The following is a 26,144-nucleotide window of genomic DNA, read 5'->3' as shown; positions in this document are numbered from 1 at the left end:
GATGGCCCGCCTGACCCGCCCGCGCCGCGCGCTTTCGACCAATCCGCTGAAATCCAGCGCCCCGCTGGGCGCTGCCATGGCCTATCTCGGGATCGAGGGTGCGGTGCCGCTGTTCCATGGCGCGCAGGGCTGCACCGCCTTCGCCATGGTCCACATGGTGCGCCATTTCCGCGAGGCGATCCCGCTGCAGACCACTGCGATGAACGAGGTCAGCACGATCCTCGGTGGCGCCGAGCAGATCGAGGAGGCCATCGCGAACCTCAAGAAGAAGGCCGATCCGCGCTTCATCGGAATCGCCTCGACCGCGCTGACCGAAACAAGCGGCGAGGATATCCGGGGCGAGGTGGCCGACATCATGGCCCGCCGCTCCGATTTCGCAAACCTCCGGGTTGTCTATGCAGCGACCCCCGATTTCGAGGGCGCCATGGAGGATGGCTGGGCCAAGGCGGTGCGTGCGATCATCGACACGTTGGTTCCCGAGATCGACCCGATGTGGCGCGACCCCGACCTGCGCCAGGTGAACTTGCTGCCTGCGGCCTATCTGACGCCCGCCGAGATCGAGGAGATCGTCCGGATGATCCGCGCCTTCGGCCTGAAACCGATCGTGCTGCCGGACCTGTCCGCCTCGCTCGACGGGCATCTCGCCGAGGACTGGTCGGGCAAGTCGCTGGGCGGCACGCGACTGGACGACATTCCCGCGATGGCCAGATCCGCGGTCACTTTCGCCATCGGTGAGAGCATGCGCGGGGCCGCGACACTGTTGGCCGAGCGCGGCCACATGCCGGTGCAGGTCTTCCCGTCGCTCACCGGGCTGAAGGCGGTCGACGCCTTCGTTGCCGCGCTGATGCGTGTCGCCGGCACCACCGATGCGCCCCCCGCGATCCGGCGCGACCGCGCCCGGGCGCAGGACGCGATGCTGGATGCGCATTTCCAGACCGGGGGGCTGAAATACGCCATCGCCGCCGATCCCGATCTTGCCTATGCGCTGTCCTCGGCGCTTGCGGCGATGGGGGCCGAGGCGGTCGCCGTCGTGACCACCTCGGCGGCCAACCCGATCGTAGAGCTGATCCCCTGCGAGACCGCGGTCCTCGGCGATCTGGGCGATCTGGAAGAGGGCGCGCGGGATGGCGGCGCGAGGCTTCTGATCTCTCACGCCCATGGCCGCCACGCCGCTGCCGCTCTCGGCCTGCCGCTGATCCGCGCAGGCTTTCCGATCAACGACCGCCTTGGCGCGCAGGATGCCTGCCGCGTCGGCTATCGCGGCACCCGCGCTTTCCTCTTCGAGGTGGCGAATGCCGTGCTTGCCCATCCCCACAACGCCCAGCCGCAGGATTTCGGTGCGGCCCCCATGGAACCGGAGTTCGAACATGACCGCTCGCAGACTGCGCCTCATTGAGCCGGAGACCGGTATGACCAACGAGAAACCCCTGAAGATTGCCATTGCCACCAATGACATGGAACATCTCGACGCGCATTTCGGCTCGGCCAGGAAATTCGCGATCTACGAGGTGACGACACGCACGGCACGGGTGGTCGAGGTGCTGGAATTCGGCGATTTCACCTCCCAGGATGGCCAGCACGACACCATCGACGACCGAATCACCCCCAAGGTCGAGGCGCTGTCGGGCTGTGCATTGCTGTTCGTGCTGGCGATCGGCGGACCCTCGGCCGCCAAGGTCGTGCGCGCAGGGATCCACCCGATAAAGCGCAAGGGGCCCGAACCCATTTCCGACGTCCTGGCCCAGACGCAGAACATGCTGAAAGGCTCGCCCCCGCCGTTCCTGCGCAAGGTTCTGGGCCGCCCGCAAACCGATTTCGCCGCCGACTATGCCGAGGACGTCATCGAATGACCGCAGAGACCGAAACCCTGCCGCGTGGCGGCGAGATGCCCGCGAGCGATTTCCTGAAACAGCTTGTCGCGGTGATCCGCGCCGAGGACAGCTATGGCAGCTGGGATGACAAGACCGATGCCGAACTGCTGGCCGATTTCATCGTGACCCGCGAGGAACGCCGCGACATGCCGATCATGGGCGATCCCGATCCCGACCTTCTTTGGCGGGTAGAGAAATTCTACGACGCGATCGCGCTGCTGCTGGAAAAGCGCACCGGTGCGATGGCCGCGCAGATGTCCAAGATCCATCACGAAGGCTTCGGGCGCATCGTTCTGATCTCGGGCCGGCTGGTGGTGCTGTCGAAACATGTCCGCGACATCCACCGCTTCGGCTTCGAAAGCTATGCCAAGCTGGCCGAGGCGGGCGACAGGATGACCGCGGACGCGGCCGAAATGGTCGCGCGCTTTCCCGAAGCCGTGGGGGCCTGAGCCGATGATCCGCATGCGCGCGCTGCGCCAGCCGCCCCGTTGCGTCCCGCCGTCCCGCTGAGGCCCCTGGCCGGGCGCATCCCGTTCTCCCGCCGGTTCTGCTCCGGCACCGCGAAACCCGATCCGAGGATCACGCCATGACCCTGGAAGAGCTTGAATCCCGCGTGAAGAAACTGTCGATGCGGTCGACAGAGGCCAAGATGAACCTGCACGACCTGGCAGAGGAGTTGCCGACGGATTGGGAGAGGATCCCCGAGGTCGCCCAGCAGGCCCATGAGCTGTTCAGGGAACTCGACGCCGCGCGCGAGGACCTCAAGGCGGCGAAGAAGGCCGCCGAGGAGGCTTGACCCATGCCGATCACCGCCCATACCCGCGCAGGAACGGAATACACGCCGCATTTCCTGATGGAAATCGACATGGAGAAATGCATCGGCTGCGGCCGGTGCTACAAGGTCTGCGCGCGCAAAGTGCTGACGTTGAAAGGCGTGACCGACGAAGAGATGATCGTCGATGTCGATGACGAGGAATACGAGGCCGACATCGAACGCAAGGTGATGGTCGTCGCGGATTCCGGCGATTGCATCGGCTGCGGCGCCTGCGCTCGCGTCTGCCCGTCGGGGTGCCAGACCCACGCGCCCGCCGAGGCCGCTGCCTGATCCCTTCGGGTTTCGCCCCGGCTTTCGCCGGGGCGACCCGCGCGGGGGGCGCTGCCCCCCGCGTCCCCCCCCGGGGTATTTTTCCAAGAAGAAGGGAGCGGCGGGTGTCGCCTGGCCCCTGTCGGCTTTGCGACGCGCTTGCGGAAGGGTGAGGCGAAAAGAAGGTCCGGGATCGTGGCCAAGGGGCGGCTGGCACGGTTCTTGCTTGGCAATGCTCCGGAGACGTGCGCCCGGTTCGAACCACGGAATTCCCGCCCCGAGGGGCGGCAGACAAGGAGTATCTGACATGGCCATCGTGACCTTCACCTCGCCGATGATGCACAAGGACAAGGCGGTCTATGCCGTCGCCGGCGACACCCGGACGATCCTCGCCCTTGCCGAGCAACACCAGATTCCGATCCCCTTCGAATGCCGTGACGGCAATTGCGGCTCCTGCCTGATCGAGGTCGGATACGACGACCCGTCGCAGAGGAAAGGGATCATGCTGACCGAGAAGGAAAAGAGCAAACTCAGGGAGTTGGGCAAGATCACCCCGGAGGAAATCGAGAATGCCGAGGTCAATGACCTGCCGCCGCGCTATCGGCTGGCCTGCCAGTTCATTGCCCGCGACGAGGATGTGACGGTGACCTTTTCGGGCGTGCCGGGGGGCGCCGACTAGCCGTCGCAGCCGGGGGGCCGGCCTTGGGGCGGCAGGGGCATGATCGCGACCGGGCCGGGAAAATCCTGTCCGGCAGGTTCGATCCGGTCCATCATCGCAGGCGTCGCCACGAGCCGGCCGTCTTCGGTGATGATCAGCACCGCCGACACCCCCATCGCCGATGCGACCCGCGCCCAGTCCGTCGGCCCCGCCACAGCAAGCGCGGTGGCCGCGGCATCGGCCCGTGCCCCATCGGTGTCGAGCACCGAGACCGACACGATCTCGCGCACCGGATAGCCGGTGCGCGGGTCGATGATATGGGCGAAGCGCTCGCCTTGATCCTCGAAATAGCGTTCGTAATTGCCGGACGTGTAAAGCACCTCGCCCGATCGCAGCGAAACCGCCGCGACGGCGCCCCAGACGAAGGGATCGCGGATCGCCACGCGCCAGGGCCTTTTGCCATGGGTACCAATCACGTTGACATCGCCGCCCGCGTTCAGCACCGCATTCGCGATGCCCGAGGCGCGCAATTCGGCCGCGGCAAGGTCGAGCGCCACGCCTTTTGCGAATCCGCCCAGGTCGAGCTGCACGGCCGGGTTGGAGGATGACACGACCGTGCCCTCGATCCGCAGGTCGGTCATGCGTGGGCGGGCGTCAAGATGGGCGGCGATATCGCCACGCGTCGGGGGGGCGCCGGTCGGCGCGGTGTCGGCATGAAAGCCCCAGAGCCCGATCAGCCCGCCGATGGCCGGGTCGAACAGCCCGCCGCTATCGCAGGACAGCCGGCGCCCTGTGCGCAGCACTTCGGCAAGCCCCGGATCGACGGTCAGCGCCTCCCCGCGCGCGATCGCGGCGTTGAGATCGCCCAGCGCGCCCGGGCGCCAGGCATGCCAGTCGTCATGGAGCGCTTGCAGCAGGCGGCCAAGGGCGGCGGTTGCGGCCTCGGCCCGTGCGGGGCTTTCGCCGCGGATCTCCATCTCGACCAGCGTGCCGAAGACATAGAGCGTTTCGCGGGTCACGTGGTCGGGTCGGGGGGCGCGCGCCGCGGCGAGAAAAAGCGCCGCGCAAATCGCCACCACCGCAAGGGCGGGGATAAGCGGTCTTGGCCGTGTCATGGACGGGCCCGATCCTCCGCCGGGATCACCTCCTCGATGCGCAGTGCCGACGCGAAACGCCCCCTGCTGTCGGCGCGCCGCGCCGGAAGGAAGGAGAGCGCCAGAACCGGCACGCAGAGAAGAGCGACCCAAAGGTCCGACAGGCCGCCCGCCGAGAACCCCGTGGCCGCAAGGACCAGCGCCGCGGGCGGCAACAGGTAGGCCAGCCCGGCGGCCCCGAGGAAGGCCGTGCCGGGGATCGAGACCACGACCTGATCGCCGGGCGCCACATGCCCGATGCGGGGCAGGGCGATCTCCAGCGGGCCCGCGTCAAGCAGTTCGGCCAGCGCGCCCGCGCCGCAACCGGCGCGGGCCGCGCATGCGGCGCAGCCCGACAGGCGGCTCGCTTCGAGCCGCACCACCGCGCCCTCGACGCCAGCGACCCGAAGGGTCTGACGCAGGGCGCGCGGGTCTTCGGGGTCCTGGTCCGGCATGATCGTTCCCCTAGTCGGCCGGACTGATGCAGCCGTCTTCCATGCAGGCATTCAGGCATTGCGGCATGTCATGATCCGGCTCGCATTCGGTGCATTTGTCGGCCTGGATCATGTAGACGCCCTTGTGGGGAATGATCGCCAAGGTGGGACAGACGGATTCGCAATCGCCGCAGGCGGTGCACATCGTGCTGTCGATCATCATGGCCATGGTCTTGTCCTTTCTTTCGGTTTTCAGATCGTTGCAGGGTATGTTCTGGCCTCAGCCCGGGCGCACCTTGACGGTGCCTTTCAGCACCTGGCACTGGCAGGCCAATCGGTCGTTGCGGCCGGCGAGGTTGTCCTTGAGCACGCGGATCTCCAGCGCGGAGGGTTCGGAGAGGTTCTCCATCCCCTCGACGATGCGCGTGATGCAGGTGCCGCATTCGCCCTCGCGGCAACCATAGGTGATGCCCGAGCCCACCTTTTCCGAGATCTCGATGATCCGGGTGCCCTGCGGCACGTTCACCGTCAGCGCGACGTCTGCGAAGGTCAGCTTTGCCGTGCCCATCGGGCCTCCTTTCCTCTCAACTCCCGAGCAGCGCGCTCAGGTCGATTTCGCGTTCCATCGGACGTCCAGCGAGGTGCGCGGCCAGTCGCCGACCGAAATCGCGGCACTCTTCCAACTCGTCCCCGGTGGGGTGCATCCGGATCTTCAGGCCGCGTTCCGGCACCCGCATCTTCAGCCCCTGCATCCGCGCCTCGACCATGCCGACGGCCTCGCCGGTCCAGCCGTAGGATCCGAAGGCCGCGCCCAGCTTGCCCTTGGTGTCTATGTCGACCAGGCTGGACAGCATGTCCCAGACGATGCGCACCGCGTCGCCATTGATCGTGGGCGTGCCGAAGGCCAGCCCGTCCGCCTCTTCGATCAGGTCGATGAACGGGGCAACGTCGCCGCCCTCGAGGTCGAACAGCGAAACGCGCACATCCTCGCTTTCGGCGGCGCCGTCATGGATCGCGCCGGCCATCTGCGCCGTCGCGCCATAGGCCGAGACGTAGAAGATGAGCAGGGTCTTCTGCGTTCCGGTCTCGCGGGCAAGCCGCTTGGTGATGAGGCGGCGGTAGTGCGTGATGTAGTCGCGCGGATGGGTGCGCAGCACGGGGCCATGGCCCGGTGCGATCATGTCGATCTCCAGCGGTTCGATCATGTCCAGCGCCTCGGCGACGTAACGTTTGAACGGGCGCATGATGTGGTCGAAGTAGTATTCGAACGAGAACCGGAAATCGCCGACCCGGTCGTTGAAAAGCCGCCCGTCGCAATAGTGACAGCCAAGAAGATCGCAGGTGAACAACAGGTTCTGCTCTTCGAGATAGGTGCATTGGGTGTCGGGCCAGTGGACATAGGGCGTGGTCAGGATTTTCAGCGTCCGGTCGCCCAGCGAGACGGTGTCGCCCGTCGTGACCGTCGTCACGGTGTAATCGTCGAACCGGTCCTTCAACAGCGCCCTCAGCACCTGAAGCCCGCGCGGCGAAACGTAGATATGGGCATGTGGCGCGCGGCGCAGCAATTCCGGAACTGCGCCGGTATGGTCGGGCTCCAAGTGGTTGAGCACCAGCGTCGTGATCTCGTCATACCGGGCGACGGCTTCCAGTTTGGTCAGGAAGTCGGTCGTGAATTCCTGCTTGACGGTGTCGATCACCGCGACGCCCGCGCTGCCACGCACCAGATAGGAATTGTAGGTCGTTCCATTCGCCGTTTTCAGGATGATGTCGAAGCTGCGCAGGTCCGGATCCAGGGCGCCGATCCAGGTGACGCGCTCGGCGACTGGCACGGGGCCGTGCGGCGCGCGGTCTGGGTGGAAAACGGTGGGGCCTGCTGACGTCACGAGCGGGTGTCCTTGACTGCCATCTGTATTGAGAATGGAGAAGCAAGAACCGTGCCAAGCCTCGCTTCCTGCGCTGCGGCACGGATCCGCTGGGGGCGGGGCAGGTCGCCAAGGCGAAGCGCGATGCGAATGACGCGCGGAATGCTTCGACTGTCCGACACGCTCACAACATGAATGTCGGCTTTGCGACGTCGCCGACCGTCCGGTCGGGCGCGGGCGCGATGCCTGTGCCATTTCGCAGCACAATCGGCCCGGCACGCAATGCTGACAGGGGTATTGTGCGGGGCCGTTCGTCCGGCCGCGGGCCGTCCTGCCGCGTCGCCGCCGACATGGCACGTTCCTTGCTTCACTTGATCCCAAAAACCCCGATGGCTGTCCTCCGCAGACCCGACATCAGGGGCGCGCGCACCAGGCGAAGGAGCCTAGACATGCCGGAATTCCTTTTGATCCTGCTCGGCACGGCGCTCGTGAACAACGTGGTGCTGGTCAAGTTCCTGGGCCTCTGCCCCTTCATGGGCGTGTCACGCAAGACCGACGCGGCGATCGGCATGGGGCTGGCGACAACCTTCGTGCTGACGCTGGCGGCGGCGGCCAGCTGGGTGATCGAGACGCTGCTTCTGGTGCCGCTGGACCTGGGCTTCCTGCGCATCCTCAGCTTCATCCTTGTCATCGCCGCCATCGTCCAGTTCACCGAAGCCGTGCTGCGCAAGGTCTCGCCCGGGCTATACCGGGCGCTGGGGATCTACCTGCCGCTGATCACCACGAATTGCGCTGTGCTTGGTGTTGCGTTGCTCAACCTCCAGCAAGAGCACGACTTCGCCCAAAGCCTGCTCTACGGCTTTGGCTCGGCATTGGGGTTCACGCTGGTTCTCGCGATCTTTGCGGGCATGCGCGAGAAGCTCGCGCAGATGTCCGTTCCGGATGCCTTTGCCGGCCCGCCCATCGCCTTCATCTCTGCCGGCCTGTTGTCCATGGCGTTCATGGGCTTTGCCGGCCTGGTTCCGAACTGAGCGAAAGGAGAAGGCACAGATGCTCTCCGCCGTCGCCTCGATGTCCGCCATGGGCCTGGGCCTGGGCCTGCTCCTGGGGCTGGCCGCGCGAAAGTTCCATGTCGAGACGCCCCCCATCGTGGACGAGATCGAACGCCTGCTGCCGGGCACCAATTGCGGTCAGTGCGGCTTTCCGGGGTGCCGCGCGGGCGCCGAGGCGCTGGTCGAGGGCACAGCCCCCGTCAGCCTGTGTCCGCCGGGCGGGCGCGAGCTTGCAATGGAACTGGTCCAGATCACCGGCGCCGATCTGGACGCGGGCGGTGCGCGCGATGCGCGGGAAGATGTGCCGCAGATGGTCGCCTTCATCTTCGAGGATCACTGCACCGGCTGCACGAAATGCTTCAAGCGCTGCCCGACCGACGCCATCGTCGGCGCGAACAGGCAGATCCACACCGTGATCACCGATGCCTGCATCGGCTGTGACGCCTGCATCGAGGTCTGCCCGACCGAGGCGATCATCCTCCGCCCCAAGCCCCGGACGATGCGGAACTGGTACTGGGACAAACCGGATCCCGAAGCCGATGGCGGCGATCTGGACATGAGGCGATCCGCATGAGCATCCTTTCCTTTTCCGGCCGTTTCGACCCGGCGCGCCTGTTCTCCTTCAAGGGGGGCATTCACCCCGAGACGTGCAAGTTCCTGTCCGCCGACTGCGCGATCGAGGACATGCCGATCCCGGCGCTGATCCGGGTGCCGCTGCAACAGCATATCGGCGTCGAGGCCGAACCCGTAGTCGCACGCGGCGATCTGGTTCTGAAGGGGCAGCTGATCGGCAAGGCGCGCGGGCCGGTTTCATCCAACATCCACGCGCCGACCTCGGGGCAGGTCATCGCGGTGGGCCATTTCATCGCGCCCCATCCCTCGGGCCTGCCGGTGCCCACGATCACGATCCGCCCCGATGGAGAGGACCGCTGGGGCCCCCGTCTGCCGCGCCTGCACCCCGAAAGCGCCACGCCCGAGCAGATCGCCGCGCAGGTCGCCGAGGCCGGGATCGTCGGCATGGGCGGGGCGACCTTTCCCTCGGCGGTCAAGCTGAACCTGCGGGCGAAATACGACTTGCAGACGCTTGTGATCAACGCCGCCGAATGCGAGCCCTACCTGACCTGCGACGATCGTCTGATGCGCGAGCGTGCCGAGGAAATCGCCGATGGCGCCGGGATCATGGCAAAGGCGCTGGGCGTCAGCGAGATCATCGTCGCCATCGAGGCGAACAAGCCGCAGGCGATCGAGGCGATGCAGCGCCACAAGATCGCGCTGGGCCATATCATGCGGATCAAGACGGTGCCCGCCCAATACCCGATGGGATCGGAAAAGCACCTGGTGAAGACCCTGACCGGAAAGGAAACTCCGGCGCGGGCGCTGACCGCCGAACTGGGCGTCGTCGTGCATAACGCCGCGACCGCGCACGCTGTGCATCTGGCCGTGCGCTATGGCGAGCCGTCGATTTCGCGCGTGGTCACGGTGTCGGGCCGCGCGGTGGCGCGGCCGGCCAATCTGCGCGCGCTGATCGGCACCCCGGTGTCGGACCTGATCGCCCATTGCGGCGGCCTGGTCGAAGACCCCGAGCGGCTGCTGCTGGGCGGGCCGATGATGGGCCAGCCGATCCAGAATCCGCGCGTGCCCATCGTCAAGGGCACCGGCGGCGTTCTCGCACTGAGCGAGCGGGAAACCCGCGAAAGGGACGTGATGCCCTGCATCCGCTGCGGCCTTTGCGTCCAGGTCTGCCCGATGGGGTTGACGCCGTTCGAGTTGAACACCCGGATCGAGGCTGGCGATCTGGAGGGCGCGGCCAAGGTCGGCCTGCTCGACTGCATCAATTGCGGTTGCTGTTCGTTCACCTGCCCGTCGAACCGGCCTCTGGTGCAGACCATCCAGTATGCCAAGGGCAAGCTTGCCGAACGCGACAGCCGCAAGCACCAGCAGGAACAGGCCAAGCGCCTGGCCGAGGCCCGGACCGCGCGCCATGAGGCCATCGCCGAGGCCAAGCGCGCCGCGATGGCCAGGCGCAAGGCGGAGATGGACGCCAACAAGAAGCGCGAGGCCGAGGCGGAGGCGCTTGTGGCCGGTGCGGTCGAGGCGATCAAGAGCAAGGAGGCCGCGAAATGACCGCTCCGATCCTCGTCAGCGGGCCGCATATCCATTCGCGCTTCAACGTCTCGCGCACGATGATGGCGGTGATGGTGTGCCTTAGCCCCGCGACGGGCTTTGGGCTGCTGCATTTCGGCTGGCCCGCGGTCTTCCTGTTCCTCGTGACGATTGTTGCGGCGCTGCTGTTCGAGGTGCTCTGCCTTGCCCTGGCCGGCAAGCCGATCCTGCGCTTTGCCACCGACGGCTCGGCCATTCTGACGGGCTGGATCGTGGCGCTGACCCTGCCGCCCTGGGCGCCCTGGTGGGTGGGCGTGACGGCGGCGGGCCTTGCCATCGTGATCGGCAAGCATGTCTTCGGCGGGCTGGGCCAGAACCTGTTCAACCCGGCCATGGTGGCGCGTGCCATGCTGCTGGTGGCGCTGCCGGTGCAGATGACGGTCTGGGTCGATCCGGTGCTCGGCGGCCCTGGCGGGCTGGGTTTCCAGCAGGCGCTGGCGGTTACCTTCGGCGGCGATATCGGCATCGACGCGGTCAGCAGCGCCTCGGTCCTGAGCCATGTCCAGAGCCAGCTTGATGCCGGGCAGCCGATGCAGGCGATCCTGGCCGAGATCGGCAACATCCATGACCAGTTCTTTGGCTATGTGCCCGGCAGCCTGGGCGAGACCAGCGCCTTTCTGCTGCTGCTGGGCGGCGTCGGGCTGATCCTCATGCGTGTCATCACGGTGGTGATCCCGCTCAGCGTGCTGGGGTCGGTGGCGGTGTTGTCGGGGGCGGCCTGGGGGATCGCGCCGGACAGTTTCCCGCCACCGCAGGTCCACCTTGCATCGGGGTCCCTGATGTTCTGCGCCTTCTTCATCGCCACCGATTACGTGACCTCGCCGGTCACCGGGCTGGGAAAGATGATCTATGGCATCGGGATCGGGGCGCTGATCTTCATCATCCGCAGCTGGGGCGCCTTCCCCGAAGGCGTGGCCTTCGCGGTGCTCCTGATGAACGCCTGCACGCCGCTGATCGACGAATATGTGCGCCCGCGCATCTTCGGACGCACCCGCGCCGGCAAGCCGATCGAGCTGGGAGGAAAGCCATGACCGATACGCCCGCCGCCCCGCCTCCGGCGGATGCGCCGTCGCGCCTCGGCGCGCTGCGCGGCTCGCCCGTCTGGCACGGGCTGATCCTCGGGCTGTTCGCGCTGGTCACGGCGCTGATCCTCTCGGCCTCCGACGAGGTGACCCGCGGCCCCATCGCCGAGCGCGCGAACGAGGATTTGCTGGCCTCGCTGGCCCAGGTGATCCCGACCGCGCTGCATGACAACGACCTTGTCTCCGGAATGCGCCGCGTGACCGACGGGGCAGAGGGCGCCGTTCCGGTCTATGTCGCCACCGAGAGCGGCCAGGTGACCGGCGTGGCCTTCGTGCTGACGGGCTATGGCTATTCCGGCGCGATCCGGGTGCTGATGGGGGTCGCGCCCGATGGCAGGCTTCTGGGCGTGCGGGTTCTGTCGCATACCGAAACGCCCGGGCTGGGCGACAAGATCGAGATCGCCAAGGATGACTGGGTCGACGATTTCACCGGCCGTTCCCTGACCGATCCCGGCCCCGAGGGCTGGAAGGTCCGTAAGGATGGCGGCGTCTTCGACCAGTTCTCGGGTGCCTCGATCACGCCGCGCGCCGTCGTCGGCACCGTCCATCGCGGACTGTCGCTGTTCCAGCGTCACCGATCCGACCTTCTGACCCCAACCGTCGAGAGCGAGGCCAAGTGATGTCCACCAGATACGGCATGATCGCCCGCAACGGGCTTTGGGACAACAACGTGGTCTTCGGCCAGTTGCTGGCGCTGTGCCCGCTTCTGGCCGTGACCGGAACGGCGACCAACGGGCTGGGAATGGGGCTCGCCTCGATGGCGGTCATGGTCGGCTCGGGCTTCGCGGTCTCGGTGCTGCGCAACGTGATCACCCCGGAAATCCGGATCCCCGCCTTCGTTCTGTTGATCGCCTGCCTGGTGACCGTGGTCGACATGGCGCTGAACGCTTGGCTGCATGATTTGCACAAGGTCCTCGGGCTTTTCATCCCGCTGATCGTGACCAATTGCGCGATCCTCGGCCGGGCCGAGGCCTTCGCGTCGCGCCAGAACCCGCTTGCGGCCTCGTTCGACGGGCTGATGATGGGAATCGGGTTCACCGTCGCGCTCGTGCTTCTGGGCGGGGTGCGTGAAATCCTCGGCTCGGGCACTCTGTTTGCCAATGCCTCGCTGCTGCTGGGGCCGCATTTCGGGTTTCTCGAGATCACGGTGATACCTGACTACCAGGGCTTCCTTCTGATGATCCTGCCGCCCGGCGGCTTCATCGTCCTGGGCTTCCTGCTGGCGTTGAAGGCGATGGTCGACAGCCGCAGCCGCAGCGGGCAGGTGCAGGTCGCCAATCCCAATGTCGAGAAAGTCTTTACCGCCGCGGGCGTCCTCGGCCGCGGGGCACGCGCCGGAGAACAACCATGATCGTAAGCGCCACTTTCGCCAAGGCCACCGCCCAGGTCTGGAAGAATATCGACGTGCCCGAGGGGTCCACCGTGCGCGATGTGCTGCTCCGCTCGGGGCTTCTGGACCAGTTCCCCGAGATCGACCTCGAGATCAACAAGGTCGGCATCTTCGGTTCGATCGTCAAACTCGACAAGCCCGTGAAAGAGGGCGACCGGGTCGAGATCTATCGCCCGATCCACCCCGATGCCGAGCTTCTGGAAAAGAGATAGCCCACCCCGACGCCCGTTCGCACGCCAAGGAGACAGGACCATGCAAGACCTCAATCGCCGCCGCTTCTTCGCAGGTCTGCTTGCCGGGACGGCCCTGGCCGGAGCTGCGGGCATCAATGCCAGGGCCAACCGGACGCAGGCCGTGATCGTCGGCGGCGGGCCCGCGGGCGCCGCGGCGGCACTCGCGCTGCGCGAGGCCCATCCGGCCAACCCGGTTTTGCTGGTCGAGCGCGATCCGCGCAGACTGGGGCCTGTCGAGCAGGCCAGCTTTGACCGGCCCTCGGCGGGCCCCGATCTGTCCACGCTGCGCCGTGCAGGCGTCGAGGTGGTGCTGGACGATGTCATGGGGCTGGACTGGCGCGCGGCCCGGCTGAATCTGTTCAGCGGTCGTCGTCTCGCCTTCGACAGCTTGTTGCTGGCGCCGGGCACGGCGGCGCTGGCCGAGCCGATCCCGGGGCTCGACGCTGTGGCGCGCCATCTCTGGCCCGCCGCGTGGGGAAATGCGCGTGAAGCCCGCCGCCTGCGCGCGCAACTTGCCGCCTTGCCCGAGGATGGCCATGTTGTGCTGCGCCTGCCTGCCGAGCTGAGCCATCCCGACGCGGCACTCGGCCGGGCGGTGCAGATCGCCACCCTTCTGGATCGCACGCGCCCCGACAGCCGGTTCACCGTGCTCGAGGCCGGAATGAGCAGCGACCTGTCCCAGCGTTTCCGCCGCAGGCTTGACGCAAAGGGCGTTCGGACCCGATCCGAGTGGCGGACCGGACAGACCGGAGGCAATGTCCTGCGCGTCGACGCCCGGAATGGCATGCTGGAGACGGATGGCGGGCTGCTGCGTGCCGATGTCGTGAATTTCGTCGGGCTTCAGGGGGCGGGCACGATCGCCCGGGCGGCCGGGCTTTCGGATGCCAGCGGATGGTGCCCGGTCGATGCGCGGGGCCGGTCGCTGATCCGCCCCGAGGCCGTGATCCTCGGCGATGCGCGCAAGGACGCGAAGCGGCATGTCGCCGATGCGGTGCTGTCGGGGCGGCGGGTCGCCGCTTTCACCTGAGGAAAGGCACATCGACGGGCATGCACGCCCCGGTTCGGGGGCGGGCGGGGTCCCTCTGTCTCTGTTCCGTGGCGGAATGTCGCGTCTCTGACGCGCCGCACCGGCCTGTCGCAAACCCGCCATTTTCCGTGCCGACATCTCCGACATCCTGGGAAAGTGCGGTGGCAAGTTCCTGCAATTTACGGGTCCCGAGGCGCTTGGCATGCTTTTTGCTAACCCTTTGGCAAAGGTTCCGCGACTTACAGGAGTCCCCGATGATCCAGATCACCGAAGCCGCCAGAGATGCCATGGCCACCGCCATTCAGGGGGCGGGCCAGCCTATCGCCGGTCTACGCCTCATGGTGCAGGCGGGCGGATGTTCCGGGCTGCAATACGCGATGGCGCTGGAACTCAGCCGCGAAGATACCGACGCCGTGGTCGAGGCCGAGGGTGTCACCGTCCTGATCGACCCGGATAGCCAGGGTTATCTGATCGGCACCACCATCGACTTCGTGACCGGGCTCGAAGGATCGGGCTTCGTCTTCGACAACCCCAATGCCACGGCGGGCTGCGGCTGCGGCAAGTCGTTCTGCTGAAAGGGGAAGGCCATGCTCGACTATTCGCCCACGCTGACCGACCATTTCCTGAACCCGCGCAACCGCGGCCCGCTGCACAATGCCAACGCGCTGGGCGAGGCCGGGTCCTTGCGCACCGGCGATGCGCTGCGGCTGATGCTGCGGATCGAGGGCGGGCTGATCGCCGCGGCCCGGTTCGAGACCACCGGCGGCGGCCCCGAGGTCGCTGCGGGCTCGGCGCTGACCGAGCTTCTGACCGGCAAGACCTTGGCCGAGGCGCGCGTCATCACCGCCGATTACATCGAGACGGTTCTGGGCGGCCTGCCTGACGAGGACCGCTCGGCCGCCCGTGTGGCCGCCGAGGCGTTGACGGCCGCGCTCCGCGATTTCGCCCAGCCGCCCGCGTTTCGTGCCGCCCAGGGCGCGCGCAGCAGCGCCCTGCCGCTGGCCATCGCGCCGCTGACGCCCAGCCTGCACAGGCCCGGCGCGAGCGCCCCCGCCGATGAACGCGCCGCCGTCGAGAAGGTGCTGGAAGAAATGCGCCCGACCTTTCGGGCCGATGGCGGCGATGTCGAGCTGGTCGAGATCGCAGGCCCCCGCGTCCGCGTCGCGCTCAAGGGCAACTGCTCGGGTTGCCAACTGGCGGGCCTGACCTTGGGCGGTCTGCAAAAGCGGCTGGCCGAGGCCTTGGGCCGCGCCGTTCTGGTCGTGCCAGCCCCCGCCCGCTGAGGATCGCCGGATGACCCTGCCCATCGCACCCGACAGCCTGCGCCCCGACCCCGCGCCGCTGATCTGCGACACAACGTTGCGCGACGGCGAACAGGCGCCGGGCGTGGCGTTCTCGACGGCCGAGAAACTGGCGATCGCGACCGCGCTCGATGCCGCTGGGGTTGCCGAGATCGAGCTTGGCGTACCGGCGATGGGCATGGCCGAGGTGTCCGCGATGCGCGAGGCGGGCGCGCGGCTGACGCGGGCCTCGGGCGTCGCATGGTGTCGCCTGCGCGAGGGCGACCTTGAACTCGCCGCGCTGACCGGCCTCACGCGGCTGCACCTGACGCTTCCCGCCTCGGACCGCCAGTTGGCGGGCAAGCTGGGACAGGGCCGCGACTGGGCGCTGGCCGAACTGGACCGGTTGGTTCGGCTGGCCAGCGAGGCGGGCTTCGCCGTCTCGGTGGGGGCCGAGGATGCCTCGCGTGCCGATCCCGGTTTCCTCGACGCGATTGCCATGACCGCCGCCAAGGCGGGTGCGATCCGGCTGCGGCTGGCCGATACGCTGGGCCTGATGGATCCCTTTGCCACGCATCGGCTGGTTTCGTTGATGGCCGCGGGACCCTTGCCGTTGGAATTTCACGCCCATGACGATCTGGGCCTTGCCACTGCCAACACGCTGGCCGCGGCCCGGGCCGGGGCGAGCCATCTCTCGGTGACCGTGAACGGGCTGGGCGAACGCGCGGGCAATGCCGCGCTGGAACAGGTCGTGGCCGCGCTCGCGGTGCAGGGCAGGGGAACCGCAGTTGCGCTTGACCGGCTATGCGCACTGTCCGACCTTGTCGCCCGCGCCGCGAACCGGCCCGTTCCACAGTCGCAGCCGATCGTCGGCGCCGATGTGTTCAGCCACGAATCCGGCATTCATGTGGACGGCCTGATGAAGGACCCGTCCACCTACGAGGCCGCCGACCTTGCCCCCGCCCGGTTCGGTCGCGCCCGCGAGATCGTCCTGGGCAAGCATTCGGGGCTGGCCGCGCTGACCGCCGCGCTGGCCGCCGCGGGTCTGCCGTCGGACCTGCGCACGGCGCGCGCCGTGTTGCCGCTCCTGCGCGACTGGGCCACCGCCCAGAAGCGCACCGCGACGCCGGCCGATCTGGCCATTCTCACCGCCCGGGCCGAGGCGCTCAGCCTGTGCCCCGGCCCAACCGACCCAAGGGAAAGGAGCCTGCCATGACCCGTCCCCAGACCCAGAGCGTGCTGGAGCAGATGCACGAACTGTCCTCGGCCGAAGACCTCTTTTCCTTCCTGCTCTTGCCCTATGATCCCGCGGTGTTGAACCGCGCCCGGCTGCATGTGATGAAACGGATGGGCGACTATCTCGCCCGGGTCGATCTTTCGGTGCTGGACGAGGATGGCGTCTTCCTCGAGGCTCGCCGCGCGTTGAAGCAGGCCCATGCCGATTTCGAGAACTCCACGCCCCGCGCTCAGAAGGCACTGAAAATCTACACCCAACCCCGCGGCAACATCGTCCCCATGGACGGAGTTCGGTTGCCGCTGCAATAGGCGGGAGGACGGCTGAACCCGGCACCGGGGCGATACGGGCCGCCAAGCCCGCCCCCCGAGGCCGTTCCAACCATTGCGGTCTGCATCCTGCAGAGGACCGGCCCTGCCGGGATGCGCGGCCGCCCGGCGACCGAAACACGCATGCGCCATACCGTGTCGATCATCACCACCCCACATGAGCGTATCGCGTTGAACCACGCGAAGGTGACGCGATCGCCCAGCACCGCAATTGCCCGCGCGGACTGCGGGAATCATGCTAGGCTTCGCCGATGGAGATGAATGTCGTCCAGCGCCAGACCCAGGGCCTGGCGATGACCGCGAAGATGCAGGCCGCGCTGCGGATCCTGCAGATGAGCCAGTTCGACCTGACTGCCCACCTGGCCGAGGCGGCGCTGGAAAACCCCTGTCTCGAGGTGCGCATGCCCGAAGTGGCACCGTCCGTGCCCTCGGGCCTTGGAGGCCGGACGCAAAACCCCGATTTCGACCCGGTGGCCGCGCTGGCCGAGGGCAAGCCCAGTCTCTACCAGCATGTCGGTCGGCAGATCGCGCAGGCCTTTCCGCATCCATCCGCCCAGCGCGTTGCGCTGGCTTTTGCCGAGGCGCTGGAGCCTACCGGATGGCTGGGCAGCCCGGTCGATCAGGTGGCCCGCGCCGCCGGTGTGCCGCTGGCCGTGGCCGAAACGGTGCTGGCGCGGTTGCAGCAATTCGAGCCCGCCGGGCTTTTCGCCCGCAGCCTGACCGAATGCCTGCGCCTGCAGGCTGCCGACAAGGGACTTCTGACCTGGGAGCTTGGGGTGATCCTCGACAACCTCGCGCTGCTGGCCGAGGGTCGGATCGACGACCTGGCCGAGATGTGCGACGGCACGCCTGACGACGTGCGTGCGGCTCTGGTCACGATCCGCGGACTGGACCCCAAGCCGGGGATGGCCTTCGCCGCCTCCGAAATGCCGGTGCTTCCGCCCGACCTGTACCTGACCCGGGGCGCGGACGGATGGAAGGTGGACCTGAACCGCTCGGTCCTGCCCGGGCTGCGCGTGACGGCCGGACCCGAAAGCGCGGGCGATGCTGCGGCGCGGGCCTGGCTGTCCTCGGCCCGGTCGCGGGCGCGCTGGCTGGTGCGCGCCGTCGAACGGCGGCAGGCAACTCTTCTGCTGACCGCAGGGTTTCTTGTCCGTCACCAGACCGATTTCCTGGCGGCAGGTCCCGAGGCTTTGCGCCCGCTGTCGACCGAAGAAGCGGCCGCCGAACTGGGCCTCCACCCCTCGACCATCAGCCGCGCGGTGGCCCATCGCACCATCCAGACCCCGCGCGGCACGCTGCCTTTGCGCGCCTTCTTCAGCCGAGCCTTCACGCCGGGATCGGGGGCGGACGGGCCGTCCCAGGATGCGCTGATCGCATTGGTGGGCCGGATCGTGGCCGCCGAGGATGCCGCGCGTCCGCTCAGCGATGCCGAGATCGTCCGCCGGGCCGAGGCAGAGGGTGCACGGCTGGCCCGGCGCACGGTCGCAAAGTATCGCGACATGCTGGGGATTCCGTCGTCCTACGACCGCCGCAAGGCGGCCTAGCCCGCGGCCGCCCGTGCGGTGAACGCGGCCTCCCCGGCGGCAAAGGCATCGGCGCGGGCCTGCAACGCGGCGTGGTGGGGCGACTTGATACAGGTCGGATCGGTGGCCGCGGCATCGCCCACCAGCGCCATCGCCTGGCAGCGGCAGCCGCCGAAGTCGATATGCTTGCGCTCGCAGGACGCGCAGGGCTCGGGCATCCAGTCGGTGCCGCGATAGGCGTTGAAGGCGCGGCCCTCGTACCAGATCTCGCGCAACGGCCTGTCCTGCACCCGGTCGAAGGCCAGCCCCGGGATCGTCTGCGCAGCGTGGCAGGGCAGCACCAGCCCGTCGGGCGCCACGTTCAGCCCCGTCGTGCCCCAGCCGCCCATGCAGCGCTTGGGGTAGTCCGAGTGGTAATCGGCGGGCACGTAGTCGATCACCAGCGTGCCTTTCAGCCGGGCGCGGGCCTCGGCCACGATGGCGTCCGCCTCGCGGGCCTGGTCGCGCGTGGGCATCAGCGCGTCGCGGCTGAGCAGCGCCCAGCCGTGGAACTGCACGGTCGCCACCTCGATCCGGCGCGCGCCCATTTCCACCGCCATCTCGATGGCGCGCGGCAACTGGTGCAGGTTCTGCCTGTGCAGGACCGCGTTCAGCGTCAGCGGAAAGCCGATCTCGCCGATCCAGCGGGCCACGTCCATCTTGCGCGCGAAGCCGCCGCGATAGCCGCCGATCCGGTCGGCCATTTCCGCATCGGTGCCCTGCAACGACAGCTGGATATGGTCCAGCCCCGCCGCGTCCAGCTCCTTCAGCCGTTTCTCGGTCAGCCCGATCCCCGAGGTGATCAGGTTGGTGTAAAGCCCCGCCTCGCGCGCCGCAACGACCAGGTCCACCAGGTCGCGGCGCGTCACCGGCTCGCCCCCCGACAGGTGCAGTTGCAGCACGCCCAGATCGGCGGCCTGGCGGAACACGTCCGCCCAGGTCGCCGTGTCCAGTTCCGCGTCGCGCCGGGTCAGCTCCACCGGGTTCGAGCAATAGGGGCAGGACAGCGGGCAGCGGTGGGTCAGTTCCGCCAGCATCGCGATGGGCGGGTTGACGCTCATTTCACCTCCAGGAACCGGCGGTCGATCAGCGTGCCGAGGAATCCGCGGCTGTCCTCGGCGATCTGATCCTCGGGCGCGGCATATGTCGCGGCAAGCCGCGCGGTGATCTGGCCAAAGCTGCGGGCGCCGTCGATCTCCGACAGGATCGCGCGGCCGATCTCGTCCAGCGCCACGGTGCGTTCGGGCGCGAGCAAAACCCAGCGGTCGCGCACGCGGTCGAACTGCATCCGCACGCCACGGGGGATCACGGGAATGTCGTCCGCGCCGATCATGATGCCTTCGCCAGCGCAAGCCCCGTGCCCGGCACCCAGGCGCCCGGCGGGATGCGGGCGGGCTCGACATAGGCGGAATAGAGCGCGTCGAGCTGCGCCCACAAGACATTCGTCTTGAAGATCAGGGCGTTCGCGGCGGCGTCCTGTTTCTCTGCCGTATCGGCATGGTCCAGCACCCAGCCAAGGCCGAAGGCCACATCCTTGGGCGCCTCGGTCAGGCGCTTGCGGAAATAGGAGAGGCTCGTGTCGTCCGCGAAATCGTAGTTCTTCAACAGCCCCTCGATCCGTTCGGCATGGATCTTGGGCGCGAAGAGTTCGGTCAGCGAGGACGCCACCGCCTCCAGCAGGGTCTTGTCGCGGACGAAGCGGACATAGGCGTCGACGGCGAATTTCGTCGCCGGAAGGATGCCCTCTTCGGAGGCCACGTAGTCGGGGTCGAGCCCCACCGCCTCGGCCAGCTTCAGCCAGCGCGCGATGCCGCCCTCGTTCTCGGCGGTGCCGTCGTGATCCTCGATCCGGGACCGCCAGGCGCGGCGCAGTTTCGGATCCTCGACGCGCGACATGAAGGCCGCGTCCTTCATCGGGATGCGCGACTGGTAGTAATAGCGGTTGATGACCCAGGCGCGGACCTGATCGGGCGTGCAGCGCCCGCCATGCAGCAGGTGGTGGAACGGGTGCTTGTCGTGATAGCGCTCGTCCCCGATCCGGCGCAGCCGGGCCTCGAACTCCTCGCGGGTCTGGGTCATGGCGTGATCTCCATTCCGTCCTGTCCGATGATCCACCCGGCGGCCTCGGCCTCGGCCCGTTCGGGGCTGGCGGGGTTCAGCACCGGGTTGGTGTTGTTCATGTGCACATAGATCTTCTTGCCGACGTCGAGCCCGGCAAAAGCCGCGATCGACCCGTCCGGCCCGCTCATCGAGATATGGCCCATCCGCTTGCCGGTCTTTTCCCCCAGCCCTGCCCGCACCATCTCGTCGTCGCGCCAGAGCGTGCCGTCGAAGAACACCAGCGGCGCCCCGTTCAGACGCGCGCGAAGGTCGTCGTTCAGCATCGCGCAGCCGGGGATATACAGCGCCTCGCCGCCGCCGCCGGTCAGGTGGACGCCCACGGTCTGCTCGCCGACCAGATCGGTCTCGACCGTCTCGCCCTCAAGGTAAAGCGGCACCTTGCCGGGCACCGGGAACAGGTCCGCCCACAGGCCCGGTGCCAGCCGGAAGGGAACGCCGAGTGTCACGGTCTTGCGTGTCACGACCTTTTCGTTCAGCGCCGCGAAGATCGGGTTCTGCGCCAGAATCTGGTGGATGCCGGCGGTGGCGAACAAGTCAAAGGGCTGCATCTCGCGCAGCGTCAGCAGGCCAGCGACATGGTCGATATCGCCATTCGTCACGAGAACCGATTTAAGCGGCACCTCGCGCAGGCCGGAGGGGTGCAGCGCCGCGCAGTCCGTGAGTTGGTGCCTGATATCGGGCGAGGCGTTCAGGATCGCCCAGTCCTCGCCGTTGCCCGTGACCGCTAGGGAAGATTGGGTCTGGGCAGGTATCGACCCTTGCCTTGCAAGGCGACAATTCTCGCAGCCGCAATTCCATTGGGGCAATCCACCACCGGCAGCCGCCCCGAGGATATGCGCGCGGAATCCCAACGTGGCCTCCGCGCGCAGCCGATCAAAACAGGCCGCCCTGATCGTCGCCGCTGTCCGGGCCGTACATGTTGATTTCCATGCCGCACTCGATCTCGCGGAGGGTGGGTTTGGTCCAGGCCATGATGAGTTCTCCCTTAAGGTTCCCGTAGGACAGGCGAAGCATTCCCAATGGCGGCCCTCGCGTCAAAAGAATTGTTCTAAGAAATTATAAAAACGGCGCGAATATAGGGGTTTAGCCGTCCAGATCTGCCACCGGCTCCAGCACGAAGCCACGGTTTCGCAGGGTGCGCAGCTCGAATCCGAAGTCCCGCGTGGGGGCCAGCTTGCGGCGGAGGTAGCCGATATAGACATCGACGACGTTCTCGGAACTGGTGCCCTCGCGCGCCCAGAGCCGGTCGAACAGGTCCGCGCGCGACAGGACTTCGCCGCGATGGCTCCACAGAAGGTCCAGAAGCGCGAATTCCCGCTCGGTCAGCGTGACGCTGGCCGCCGGACCGTGGACGGTGCGGGTTGCCGGGTCCAGCCGCGGGGCAGGGGCGGGGCCCGCGCGGCGGGCGCGACGTTCCTGCACCTTGAGACGGGTCACCAGCTCGTCAAAGGCGAAGGGCTTGGCGATGTAGTCATCCGCGCCCGCATCCAGTCCGACGGTGCGGTCCTCGACCTCGGACAGCGCGCTCAGCATCAGGATCGGCGTGCGGATGCCCTCGGCGCGCAACTCGCGCACCAGTTCGATGCCGCTGTCCGGGCCGATCATGACGTCGACGATGGCCGCTCCCGGCCGGTCCTCGCGGAACCTCTTGCGCGCCTCCTCGACGCGATGGGCGCAGATCGTGCGATATCCATGCAACGCAAGCCCCCGGGCCAGAGCCGAGGTGATCTCGGGGTCGTCGTCCACGATCAGGATGCTGTTGGCTGTTTCGGCCATCGCGGGACGTCACTCCTCGATCAGGGGCAGGCGCAACTCGACCAGCGTGCCGGGTTCCGTGCCAAGGCGTTGCGCCTCGGGCACCGGGCTTACCAGCGCGACCTCGCCGCCCATCTCTTCCACAAGCCATTTCACCAGCGCAAGCCCGATGCCGAATCCCCCGACGCGGGAACCGGCCTTGCCGCGGTGAAACCGGGTGAAGACCCGGCCGATCTCGTCCGCAGGCACACCGGGTCCGTTATCCGTGACCCGCAGCACGCCCCAGTCGCCATCGGCGGCGATGGCGACGGCCAGTTGGCCGCCCGGCCCGGCATGGCGCACCGCGTTCCGGACAAGCCCGGCGATCAACTGCCGCAACCAGTCCGGGTCGCCCAGCACCCGCAGCCCGGGCATGCTGTCCAAATTCATGCTCATGCCCGCCGCGGCGATTTCCGGGCGGACATCGGCAACCGCTTCGGTGGCCACGCGGCCGAGATCGCAGGGCTCGTGCGACAGTTCGATCCGCCCGCTTTCCGAGCGCGCCACCCGCAGCATGTCGTCGATCCGGCGCCCCAGCCGCCGTGCGCGGTCGCGGATCGTCTCGAAGCCGACCCGTGTATCGCCAGCCCCGCGCACGCCCAGTTCCGATTCCAGCAGTATGACTGTCAGTGGCGTGCGCAACTCGTGGCCGATATCGGCGAAGAATCGGCGCCGTTCCTCGTCGGTCCGCGCCAGCGCCTCGTTCGCGGCGCGCAATTCCTCGGTGCGTGCCGCGATGGTTTCGTTCAGCCGGGCCCATTCGGCCTCGACCCCGTCGCGCCGGAGGGCGAGGGCACGGGCCGCACGGTTGGTTTCGGCGAAAAGGCGTCCGATCTCGTCGCCGCGATCCTCGGGCAGTGTGACATCGAACTCGCCGCGACCGATCCGCTGTGCCGCCTGCCGGGCGAGGTCGAGCCGATTGAGTTGCGGACGAACAAGGCCGAAATAGAACGCGCCGAACATTCCCGCGGCCAGCGCCGAGATTCCAAGGGCCATCAGCGTCAGCCGTCGGCGCAACTCGCCTATGCCGGAGATGATCTGGTCGCGGATACGCATCTCGTCGGCCACGGCGGCATTCAGCAGCGGTTCAACCGCCTGCGAGAATCCCGCGAGATAGGCGCGCGCCTCGTTCTGGCCGGTCTGCCCCGACAAAAGCCCGTCGCGTGTGGAGGTGAACAGCGCCTCCATTCGGGCAATGGCGATGCTTTGCGTGGCGCGCCGCGACTGCTCGTCCAGCCCCTGGCTGCGGGCCTGTGCGACCGCGGCCCCGAGATCCTCTCGCATCAGCGCGAAGGTGCCTTCCAGCCCCCGGGTCGCGGTTTCCATCCGCGCGGCGCGCTGATCGAGCGACAGGCCGGCCTGCATCGCCTCGGCCGATATCGCGATGAAGGCCGAGATCTGCGTGGACAGCACCGAATAGCGCGCGATGCGCCGCTCTGCGTTCAGCGATTCGGTGATCCGCTGCGAGACCTCGCCCATCCCGTGAAGGGTCAGAGCCCCGGAAAGGATCGCGACCAACCCGATCATCCCGGCGCCGAGCCCCAACCGCCCCTTGAGCGAGGCGAACGGGTTCCAGCCATGGCGCAGCCGCCTAGCGTCCCGCGCTGCCGCCGCCGGTCCGGCGCTGCCGCGTCGATGTTCCAAGTCCGATCCTCCCGGTCCCCTCGGCAATCTTAGGACGGATTGGCGGTCAGCACTGCAATACCAAAGGCGAAATTGACTGCATGGTCAGGGAGCGTCCGGCGCTGCGACCCGACGCGATGGACGCTGTGCTTCCGTGCCGGGCGGGTGTTTGGGAAATGACGTGCAGGAACGGGTTTTCTTCGGCGCGCCAATGGGGTTCACTATGGCGTCGGGAGAGGACTCGAATGACGCCAAAGGCGCGCCCAAGGCCCAGCATGGCCCACACCGCCCCGTTCAACGGGGACAGGGTGTCGGACATGGAGCATCTGCCAGAGACCTGCCATCGGGCCTTTTCCCGCGGGCATGATTCGAGCGGGGTCGCATCGCTGGCCGGGCAGGTTGGAGCGCGATCTGGCAAGTCATCGAGCCAGCCATCACCCGCAACTGCCCCCGACAGGAAAGCCGCCATCAGGCACCCGTCATCCTTCAGGGTCCATGCGTCGGGCCCAGGGCCGGGCCTGGACCCGGCACCCCGTTCACAAGACGCGCGCGAGGCCGCGAGCGGCCGCAAACAGGCACCCACATCAAGATCCAAAGGGAGATCACGATGAAACTGAGAAACCTCATGGCTTCGGCCGGCATGCTGGCGCTGATCGGCGCGGGCGCGTCTGCCCAGACCCTTGTCTATTGCTCCGAAGGTTCGCCCGAAGGCTTCGACCCGGCGCTCTACACGGCGGGCACGACGTTCGATGCCTCCTCGCATCCGGTCTACAACCGGCTGGTGGAATTCGAGACGGGCACCACCAATGTCGTCCCCGGTCTTGCCGAAAGCTACGAAGTGTCCGATGACGGGCTGGAATACACCTTCAAGCTGCGGCAAGGCGTGAAGTTCCATTCCAACGACCGCTTCACGCCGGGTCGCGACTTCAACGCCGATGACGTGATCTTCACCTTCGAGCGGCAGTGGAAGGCGGACAATCCCTATAACCAGGTCTCGGGCGGCACTTGGGAATATTTCAACGGCATGTCGATGCCGGACCTCATCGCGTCGATCGAGAAGGTCGACGACTACACGGTGAAATTCATCCTGAACCGTCCCGAGGCGCCCTTCATCGCAAACATGGCGATGGATTTCGCGTCGATCCTTTCGGCGGAATATGCCGATGCGATGCTGGCCGCGGGCACGCCCGAGATGCTGAACCAGCAGCCCGTCGGCACCGGCCCGTTCCGCTTCGTCGCCTACCAGAAGGACGCGGTGATCCGCTACCAGCGCAATGCCGAGTACTGGGACGCGGGCAAGCCCAAGGTCGAGAACCTGGTCTTTGCCATCACGCCCGATGCATCGGTGCGCTACCAGAAGCTGAAGGCCGGCGAATGCCACGTCATGCCCTTTCCGAACCCCGCCGACGTTCAGGCGATGAAGGATGATCCCGGCATCACCGTGCTGGAGCAGGAAGGGCTGAACGTGGGCTATCTTGCCTATAACAGCAAGATCCCGCCCTTCGACAACCCGAAGGTGCGCAAGGCCCTGAACATGGCGATCGACAAGCAGGCGATCATCGACGTGGTGTTCCAGGGCTCGGGCGAGGCGGCCAAGAATCCGATCCCGCCGACCCTTTGGTCCTACAATGACGCCATCGTGGACGATCCCTACGATCCCGAGGCGGCCAGGGCCATGCTGGCCGAAGAGGGGATCACCGGCCTTTCGATGAAGGTCTGGGCGATGCCGGTTCAGCGGCCCTACAACCCGAATGCGCGGCGCATGGCGGAACTGATCCAGGCGGATTTCGCGGCGATCGGCGTTGGGGTCGAGATCGTGTCCTATGAATGGGGCGAATACCTGGAACGCTCGTCCTCGGTGGACCGCGACGGTGCGGTGCTGCTGGGCTGGACCGGCGACAATGGCGACCCGGACAACTTCCTCGCGGTGCTTCTGGGTTGCGACGGGGTGGGCGGGGCAAACCGTGCGCAATGGTGCTACCAGCCTTTCGAGGACGTGATCCAGAAGGCCAAGATCACCGCCGATGTGGCCGAGCGCACCGCGCTTTACGAAGAGGCGCAGGTCATCTTCAAGGAGCAGGCGCCCTGGGCGACCATCGCGCATTCGGTCGTGTTCATGCCCGTGCGCCCCGAGGTCGAGGGCTACACGGTGCATCCGCTAGGCGGGCACATCTTTACCGATGTGAGCCTGGCCGAGTGACGGCCTGAC

Annotated in this window: 32 protein-coding genes; 20 read left to right on the top strand and 12 right to left on the bottom strand. The window is 67.4% G+C overall.

Annotation, left to right across the window (positions count from 1 at the left end):
• The first annotated feature begins 1 nt into the window (after position 1).
• The 6 genes from nifN to NHN26_RS05135 all read left to right on the top strand — a co-directional run bounded on the left by nifN (position 2) and on the right by NHN26_RS05135 (position 3,634).
• Complete coding sequence (gene nifN / locus NHN26_RS05160; protein ID WP_253088436.1) at positions 2–1,396, top strand: nitrogenase iron-molybdenum cofactor biosynthesis protein NifN; 1,395 nt, start codon at positions 2–4, stop codon at positions 1,394–1,396.
• Between the two features lie 13 nt (positions 1,397–1,409).
• Entirely contained in the window at positions 1,410–1,850 is a 441-nt protein-coding gene (gene nifX, locus NHN26_RS05155; protein ID WP_253088435.1) for a nitrogen fixation protein NifX, read from the top strand.
• Positions 1,847–2,320: a NifX-associated nitrogen fixation protein gene (locus NHN26_RS05150; RefSeq protein ID WP_253088434.1), complete on the top strand. Its 474-nt coding sequence runs from the start codon at positions 1,847–1,849 to the stop codon at positions 2,318–2,320. The genes nifX and NHN26_RS05150 overlap by 4 nt, the downstream gene beginning before the upstream one ends.
• Positions 2,321–2,457: 137 nt before the next feature.
• A complete protein-coding gene (locus NHN26_RS05145) occupies positions 2,458–2,667 on the top strand; it encodes a CCE_0567 family metalloprotein (protein ID WP_253088433.1) in 210 nt (69 codons plus the stop codon).
• Between the two features lie 3 nt (positions 2,668–2,670).
• Positions 2,671–2,976 (top strand): ferredoxin III, nif-specific, encoded by a 306-nt coding sequence (fdxB, locus tag NHN26_RS05140; protein WP_253088432.1) that lies wholly within the window; start codon positions 2,671–2,673, stop codon positions 2,974–2,976.
• 286 nt (positions 2,977–3,262) lie between these two features.
• Positions 3,263–3,634, top strand: coding sequence for a 2Fe-2S iron-sulfur cluster-binding protein (locus NHN26_RS05135; protein ID WP_253088431.1), 372 nt, complete (start codon positions 3,263–3,265; stop codon positions 3,632–3,634).
• Here NHN26_RS05135 and NHN26_RS05130 read toward each other — a convergent pair.
• Genes NHN26_RS05130 through NHN26_RS05110 form a run of 5 tightly spaced genes read right to left on the bottom strand, consistent with a single transcriptional unit; the run spans position 3,631 to position 7,009 of the window.
• Positions 3,631–4,728 (bottom strand): FAD:protein FMN transferase, encoded by a 1,098-nt coding sequence (locus NHN26_RS05130; RefSeq protein ID WP_253088430.1) that lies wholly within the window; start codon positions 4,726–4,728, stop codon positions 3,631–3,633. The genes NHN26_RS05135 and NHN26_RS05130 overlap by 4 nt on opposite strands.
• Positions 4,725–5,201 carry a SoxR reducing system RseC family protein gene (locus tag NHN26_RS05125; protein ID WP_253088429.1) on the bottom strand — a complete coding sequence of 159 codons (477 nt, stop codon included), beginning with the start codon at positions 5,199–5,201 and terminating at the stop codon, positions 4,725–4,727. Before NHN26_RS05125 ends, NHN26_RS05130 begins: the two co-directional genes overlap by 4 nt.
• Positions 5,202–5,211: 10 nt before the next feature.
• Entirely contained in the window at positions 5,212–5,409 is a 198-nt protein-coding gene (locus tag NHN26_RS05120) for a 4Fe-4S binding protein (RefSeq protein ID WP_253088428.1), read from the bottom strand.
• A gap of 51 nt (positions 5,410–5,460) precedes the next feature.
• Positions 5,461–5,748, bottom strand: coding sequence for a 2Fe-2S iron-sulfur cluster-binding protein (locus NHN26_RS05115; protein ID WP_253088427.1), 288 nt, complete (start codon positions 5,746–5,748; stop codon positions 5,461–5,463).
• A 16-nt stretch (positions 5,749–5,764) separates the two neighbouring features.
• Complete coding sequence (locus NHN26_RS05110) at positions 5,765–7,009, bottom strand: FprA family A-type flavoprotein (protein ID WP_253088426.1); 1,245 nt, start codon at positions 7,007–7,009, stop codon at positions 5,765–5,767.
• A 482-nt stretch (positions 7,010–7,491) separates the two neighbouring features.
• Here NHN26_RS05110 and rsxA point away from each other — a divergent pair, with 482 nt between their 5' ends.
• The 13 genes from rsxA (at position 7,492) to rpoN (ending at position 18,379) form a co-directional block, all read left to right on the top strand.
• On the top strand, positions 7,492–8,073 hold the full coding sequence (gene rsxA, locus NHN26_RS05105) for an electron transport complex subunit RsxA (RefSeq protein WP_253088425.1): 582 nt from the start codon (positions 7,492–7,494) through the stop codon (positions 8,071–8,073).
• Positions 8,074–8,092: 19 nt separating this feature from the next.
• A complete protein-coding gene (locus tag NHN26_RS05100; protein ID WP_253088424.1) occupies positions 8,093–8,668 on the top strand; it encodes an RnfABCDGE type electron transport complex subunit B in 576 nt (191 codons plus the stop codon).
• The gene (gene rsxC / locus NHN26_RS05095) at positions 8,665–10,218 is read left to right on the top strand and encodes an electron transport complex subunit RsxC (RefSeq protein WP_253088423.1); all 1,554 of its coding nucleotides are present in this window, start codon (positions 8,665–8,667) and stop codon (positions 10,216–10,218) included. The genes NHN26_RS05100 and rsxC overlap by 4 nt, the downstream gene beginning before the upstream one ends.
• Positions 10,215–11,288: an RnfABCDGE type electron transport complex subunit D gene (locus NHN26_RS05090; RefSeq protein ID WP_253088422.1), complete on the top strand. Its 1,074-nt coding sequence runs from the start codon at positions 10,215–10,217 to the stop codon at positions 11,286–11,288. The genes rsxC and NHN26_RS05090 overlap by 4 nt, the downstream gene beginning before the upstream one ends.
• Positions 11,285–11,959, top strand: coding sequence for an electron transport complex subunit RsxG (rsxG, locus tag NHN26_RS05085; RefSeq protein ID WP_253088421.1), 675 nt, complete (start codon positions 11,285–11,287; stop codon positions 11,957–11,959). Before NHN26_RS05090 ends, rsxG begins: the two co-directional genes overlap by 4 nt.
• Positions 11,959–12,690: an electron transport complex subunit E gene (locus NHN26_RS05080; protein ID WP_253088420.1), complete on the top strand. Its 732-nt coding sequence runs from the start codon at positions 11,959–11,961 to the stop codon at positions 12,688–12,690. The genes rsxG and NHN26_RS05080 overlap by 1 nt, the downstream gene beginning before the upstream one ends.
• Positions 12,687–12,941 (top strand): RnfH family protein, encoded by a 255-nt coding sequence (locus NHN26_RS05075; protein WP_253088419.1) that lies wholly within the window; start codon positions 12,687–12,689, stop codon positions 12,939–12,941. Before NHN26_RS05080 ends, NHN26_RS05075 begins: the two co-directional genes overlap by 4 nt.
• 40 nt (positions 12,942–12,981) lie before the next feature.
• Positions 12,982–13,989: an FAD-dependent oxidoreductase gene (locus NHN26_RS05070; RefSeq protein WP_253088418.1), complete on the top strand. Its 1,008-nt coding sequence runs from the start codon at positions 12,982–12,984 to the stop codon at positions 13,987–13,989.
• 254 nt (positions 13,990–14,243) lie between these two features.
• Positions 14,244–14,564 (top strand): HesB/IscA family protein, encoded by a 321-nt coding sequence (locus NHN26_RS05065; protein ID WP_253088417.1) that lies wholly within the window; start codon positions 14,244–14,246, stop codon positions 14,562–14,564.
• Between the two features lie 12 nt (positions 14,565–14,576).
• A complete protein-coding gene (locus NHN26_RS05060) occupies positions 14,577–15,272 on the top strand; it encodes an iron-sulfur cluster assembly scaffold protein (protein WP_253088416.1) in 696 nt (231 codons plus the stop codon).
• A gap of 10 nt (positions 15,273–15,282) precedes the next feature.
• On the top strand, positions 15,283–16,485 hold the full coding sequence (nifV, locus tag NHN26_RS05055; protein ID WP_253088415.1) for a homocitrate synthase: 1,203 nt from the start codon (positions 15,283–15,285) through the stop codon (positions 16,483–16,485).
• Positions 16,482–16,814 carry a nitrogenase-stabilizing/protective protein NifW gene (gene nifW, locus NHN26_RS05050; protein ID WP_253088414.1) on the top strand — a complete coding sequence of 111 codons (333 nt, stop codon included), beginning with the start codon at positions 16,482–16,484 and terminating at the stop codon, positions 16,812–16,814. Before nifV ends, nifW begins: the two co-directional genes overlap by 4 nt.
• A gap of 269 nt (positions 16,815–17,083) precedes the next feature.
• Positions 17,084–18,379: an RNA polymerase factor sigma-54 gene (gene rpoN, locus NHN26_RS05045; RefSeq protein ID WP_253088413.1), complete on the top strand. Its 1,296-nt coding sequence runs from the start codon at positions 17,084–17,086 to the stop codon at positions 18,377–18,379.
• On the opposite strand, the gene pqqE is transcribed toward rpoN, so the two are convergent.
• The 7 genes from pqqE to NHN26_RS05010 form a co-directional block, all read right to left on the bottom strand.
• The gene (gene pqqE / locus NHN26_RS05040; RefSeq protein WP_253088412.1) at positions 18,376–19,458 is read right to left on the bottom strand and encodes a pyrroloquinoline quinone biosynthesis protein PqqE; all 1,083 of its coding nucleotides are present in this window, start codon (positions 19,456–19,458) and stop codon (positions 18,376–18,378) included. The genes rpoN and pqqE overlap by 4 nt on opposite strands.
• On the bottom strand, positions 19,455–19,730 hold the full coding sequence (gene pqqD, locus NHN26_RS05035) for a pyrroloquinoline quinone biosynthesis peptide chaperone PqqD (protein ID WP_253088411.1): 276 nt from the start codon (positions 19,728–19,730) through the stop codon (positions 19,455–19,457). Before pqqD ends, pqqE begins: the two co-directional genes overlap by 4 nt.
• Complete coding sequence (pqqC, locus tag NHN26_RS05030; protein ID WP_253088410.1) at positions 19,727–20,476, bottom strand: pyrroloquinoline-quinone synthase PqqC; 750 nt, start codon at positions 20,474–20,476, stop codon at positions 19,727–19,729. Before pqqC ends, pqqD begins: the two co-directional genes overlap by 4 nt.
• Positions 20,473–21,369 carry a pyrroloquinoline quinone biosynthesis protein PqqB gene (gene pqqB / locus NHN26_RS05025; protein WP_253088409.1) on the bottom strand — a complete coding sequence of 299 codons (897 nt, stop codon included), beginning with the start codon at positions 21,367–21,369 and terminating at the stop codon, positions 20,473–20,475. Before pqqB ends, pqqC begins: the two co-directional genes overlap by 4 nt.
• Before the next feature lie 22 nt (positions 21,370–21,391).
• Positions 21,392–21,490 carry a pyrroloquinoline quinone precursor peptide PqqA gene (pqqA, locus tag NHN26_RS05020; RefSeq protein WP_132694328.1) on the bottom strand — a complete coding sequence of 33 codons (99 nt, stop codon included), beginning with the start codon at positions 21,488–21,490 and terminating at the stop codon, positions 21,392–21,394.
• A 111-nt stretch (positions 21,491–21,601) separates the two neighbouring features.
• Positions 21,602–22,294: a response regulator transcription factor gene (locus NHN26_RS05015; RefSeq protein ID WP_253088408.1), complete on the bottom strand. Its 693-nt coding sequence runs from the start codon at positions 22,292–22,294 to the stop codon at positions 21,602–21,604.
• Between the two features lie 9 nt (positions 22,295–22,303).
• Positions 22,304–23,956 (bottom strand): sensor histidine kinase, encoded by a 1,653-nt coding sequence (locus tag NHN26_RS05010; RefSeq protein ID WP_253088407.1) that lies wholly within the window; start codon positions 23,954–23,956, stop codon positions 22,304–22,306.
• A 586-nt stretch (positions 23,957–24,542) separates the two neighbouring features.
• Between NHN26_RS05010 and NHN26_RS05005 the strand changes: the two genes are divergently transcribed.
• Entirely contained in the window at positions 24,543–26,135 is a 1,593-nt protein-coding gene (locus tag NHN26_RS05005; protein ID WP_290442811.1) for an ABC transporter substrate-binding protein, read from the top strand.
• Positions 26,136–26,144: the final 9 nt, after the last annotated feature.

It is taken from the genome of Rhodovulum tesquicola (genome assembly GCF_024128855.1).
Lineage (GTDB): Bacteria > Pseudomonadota > Alphaproteobacteria > Rhodobacterales > Rhodobacteraceae > Rhodovulum > Rhodovulum tesquicola.
This window is presented reverse-complemented; position numbering and strand designations above follow the sequence as displayed.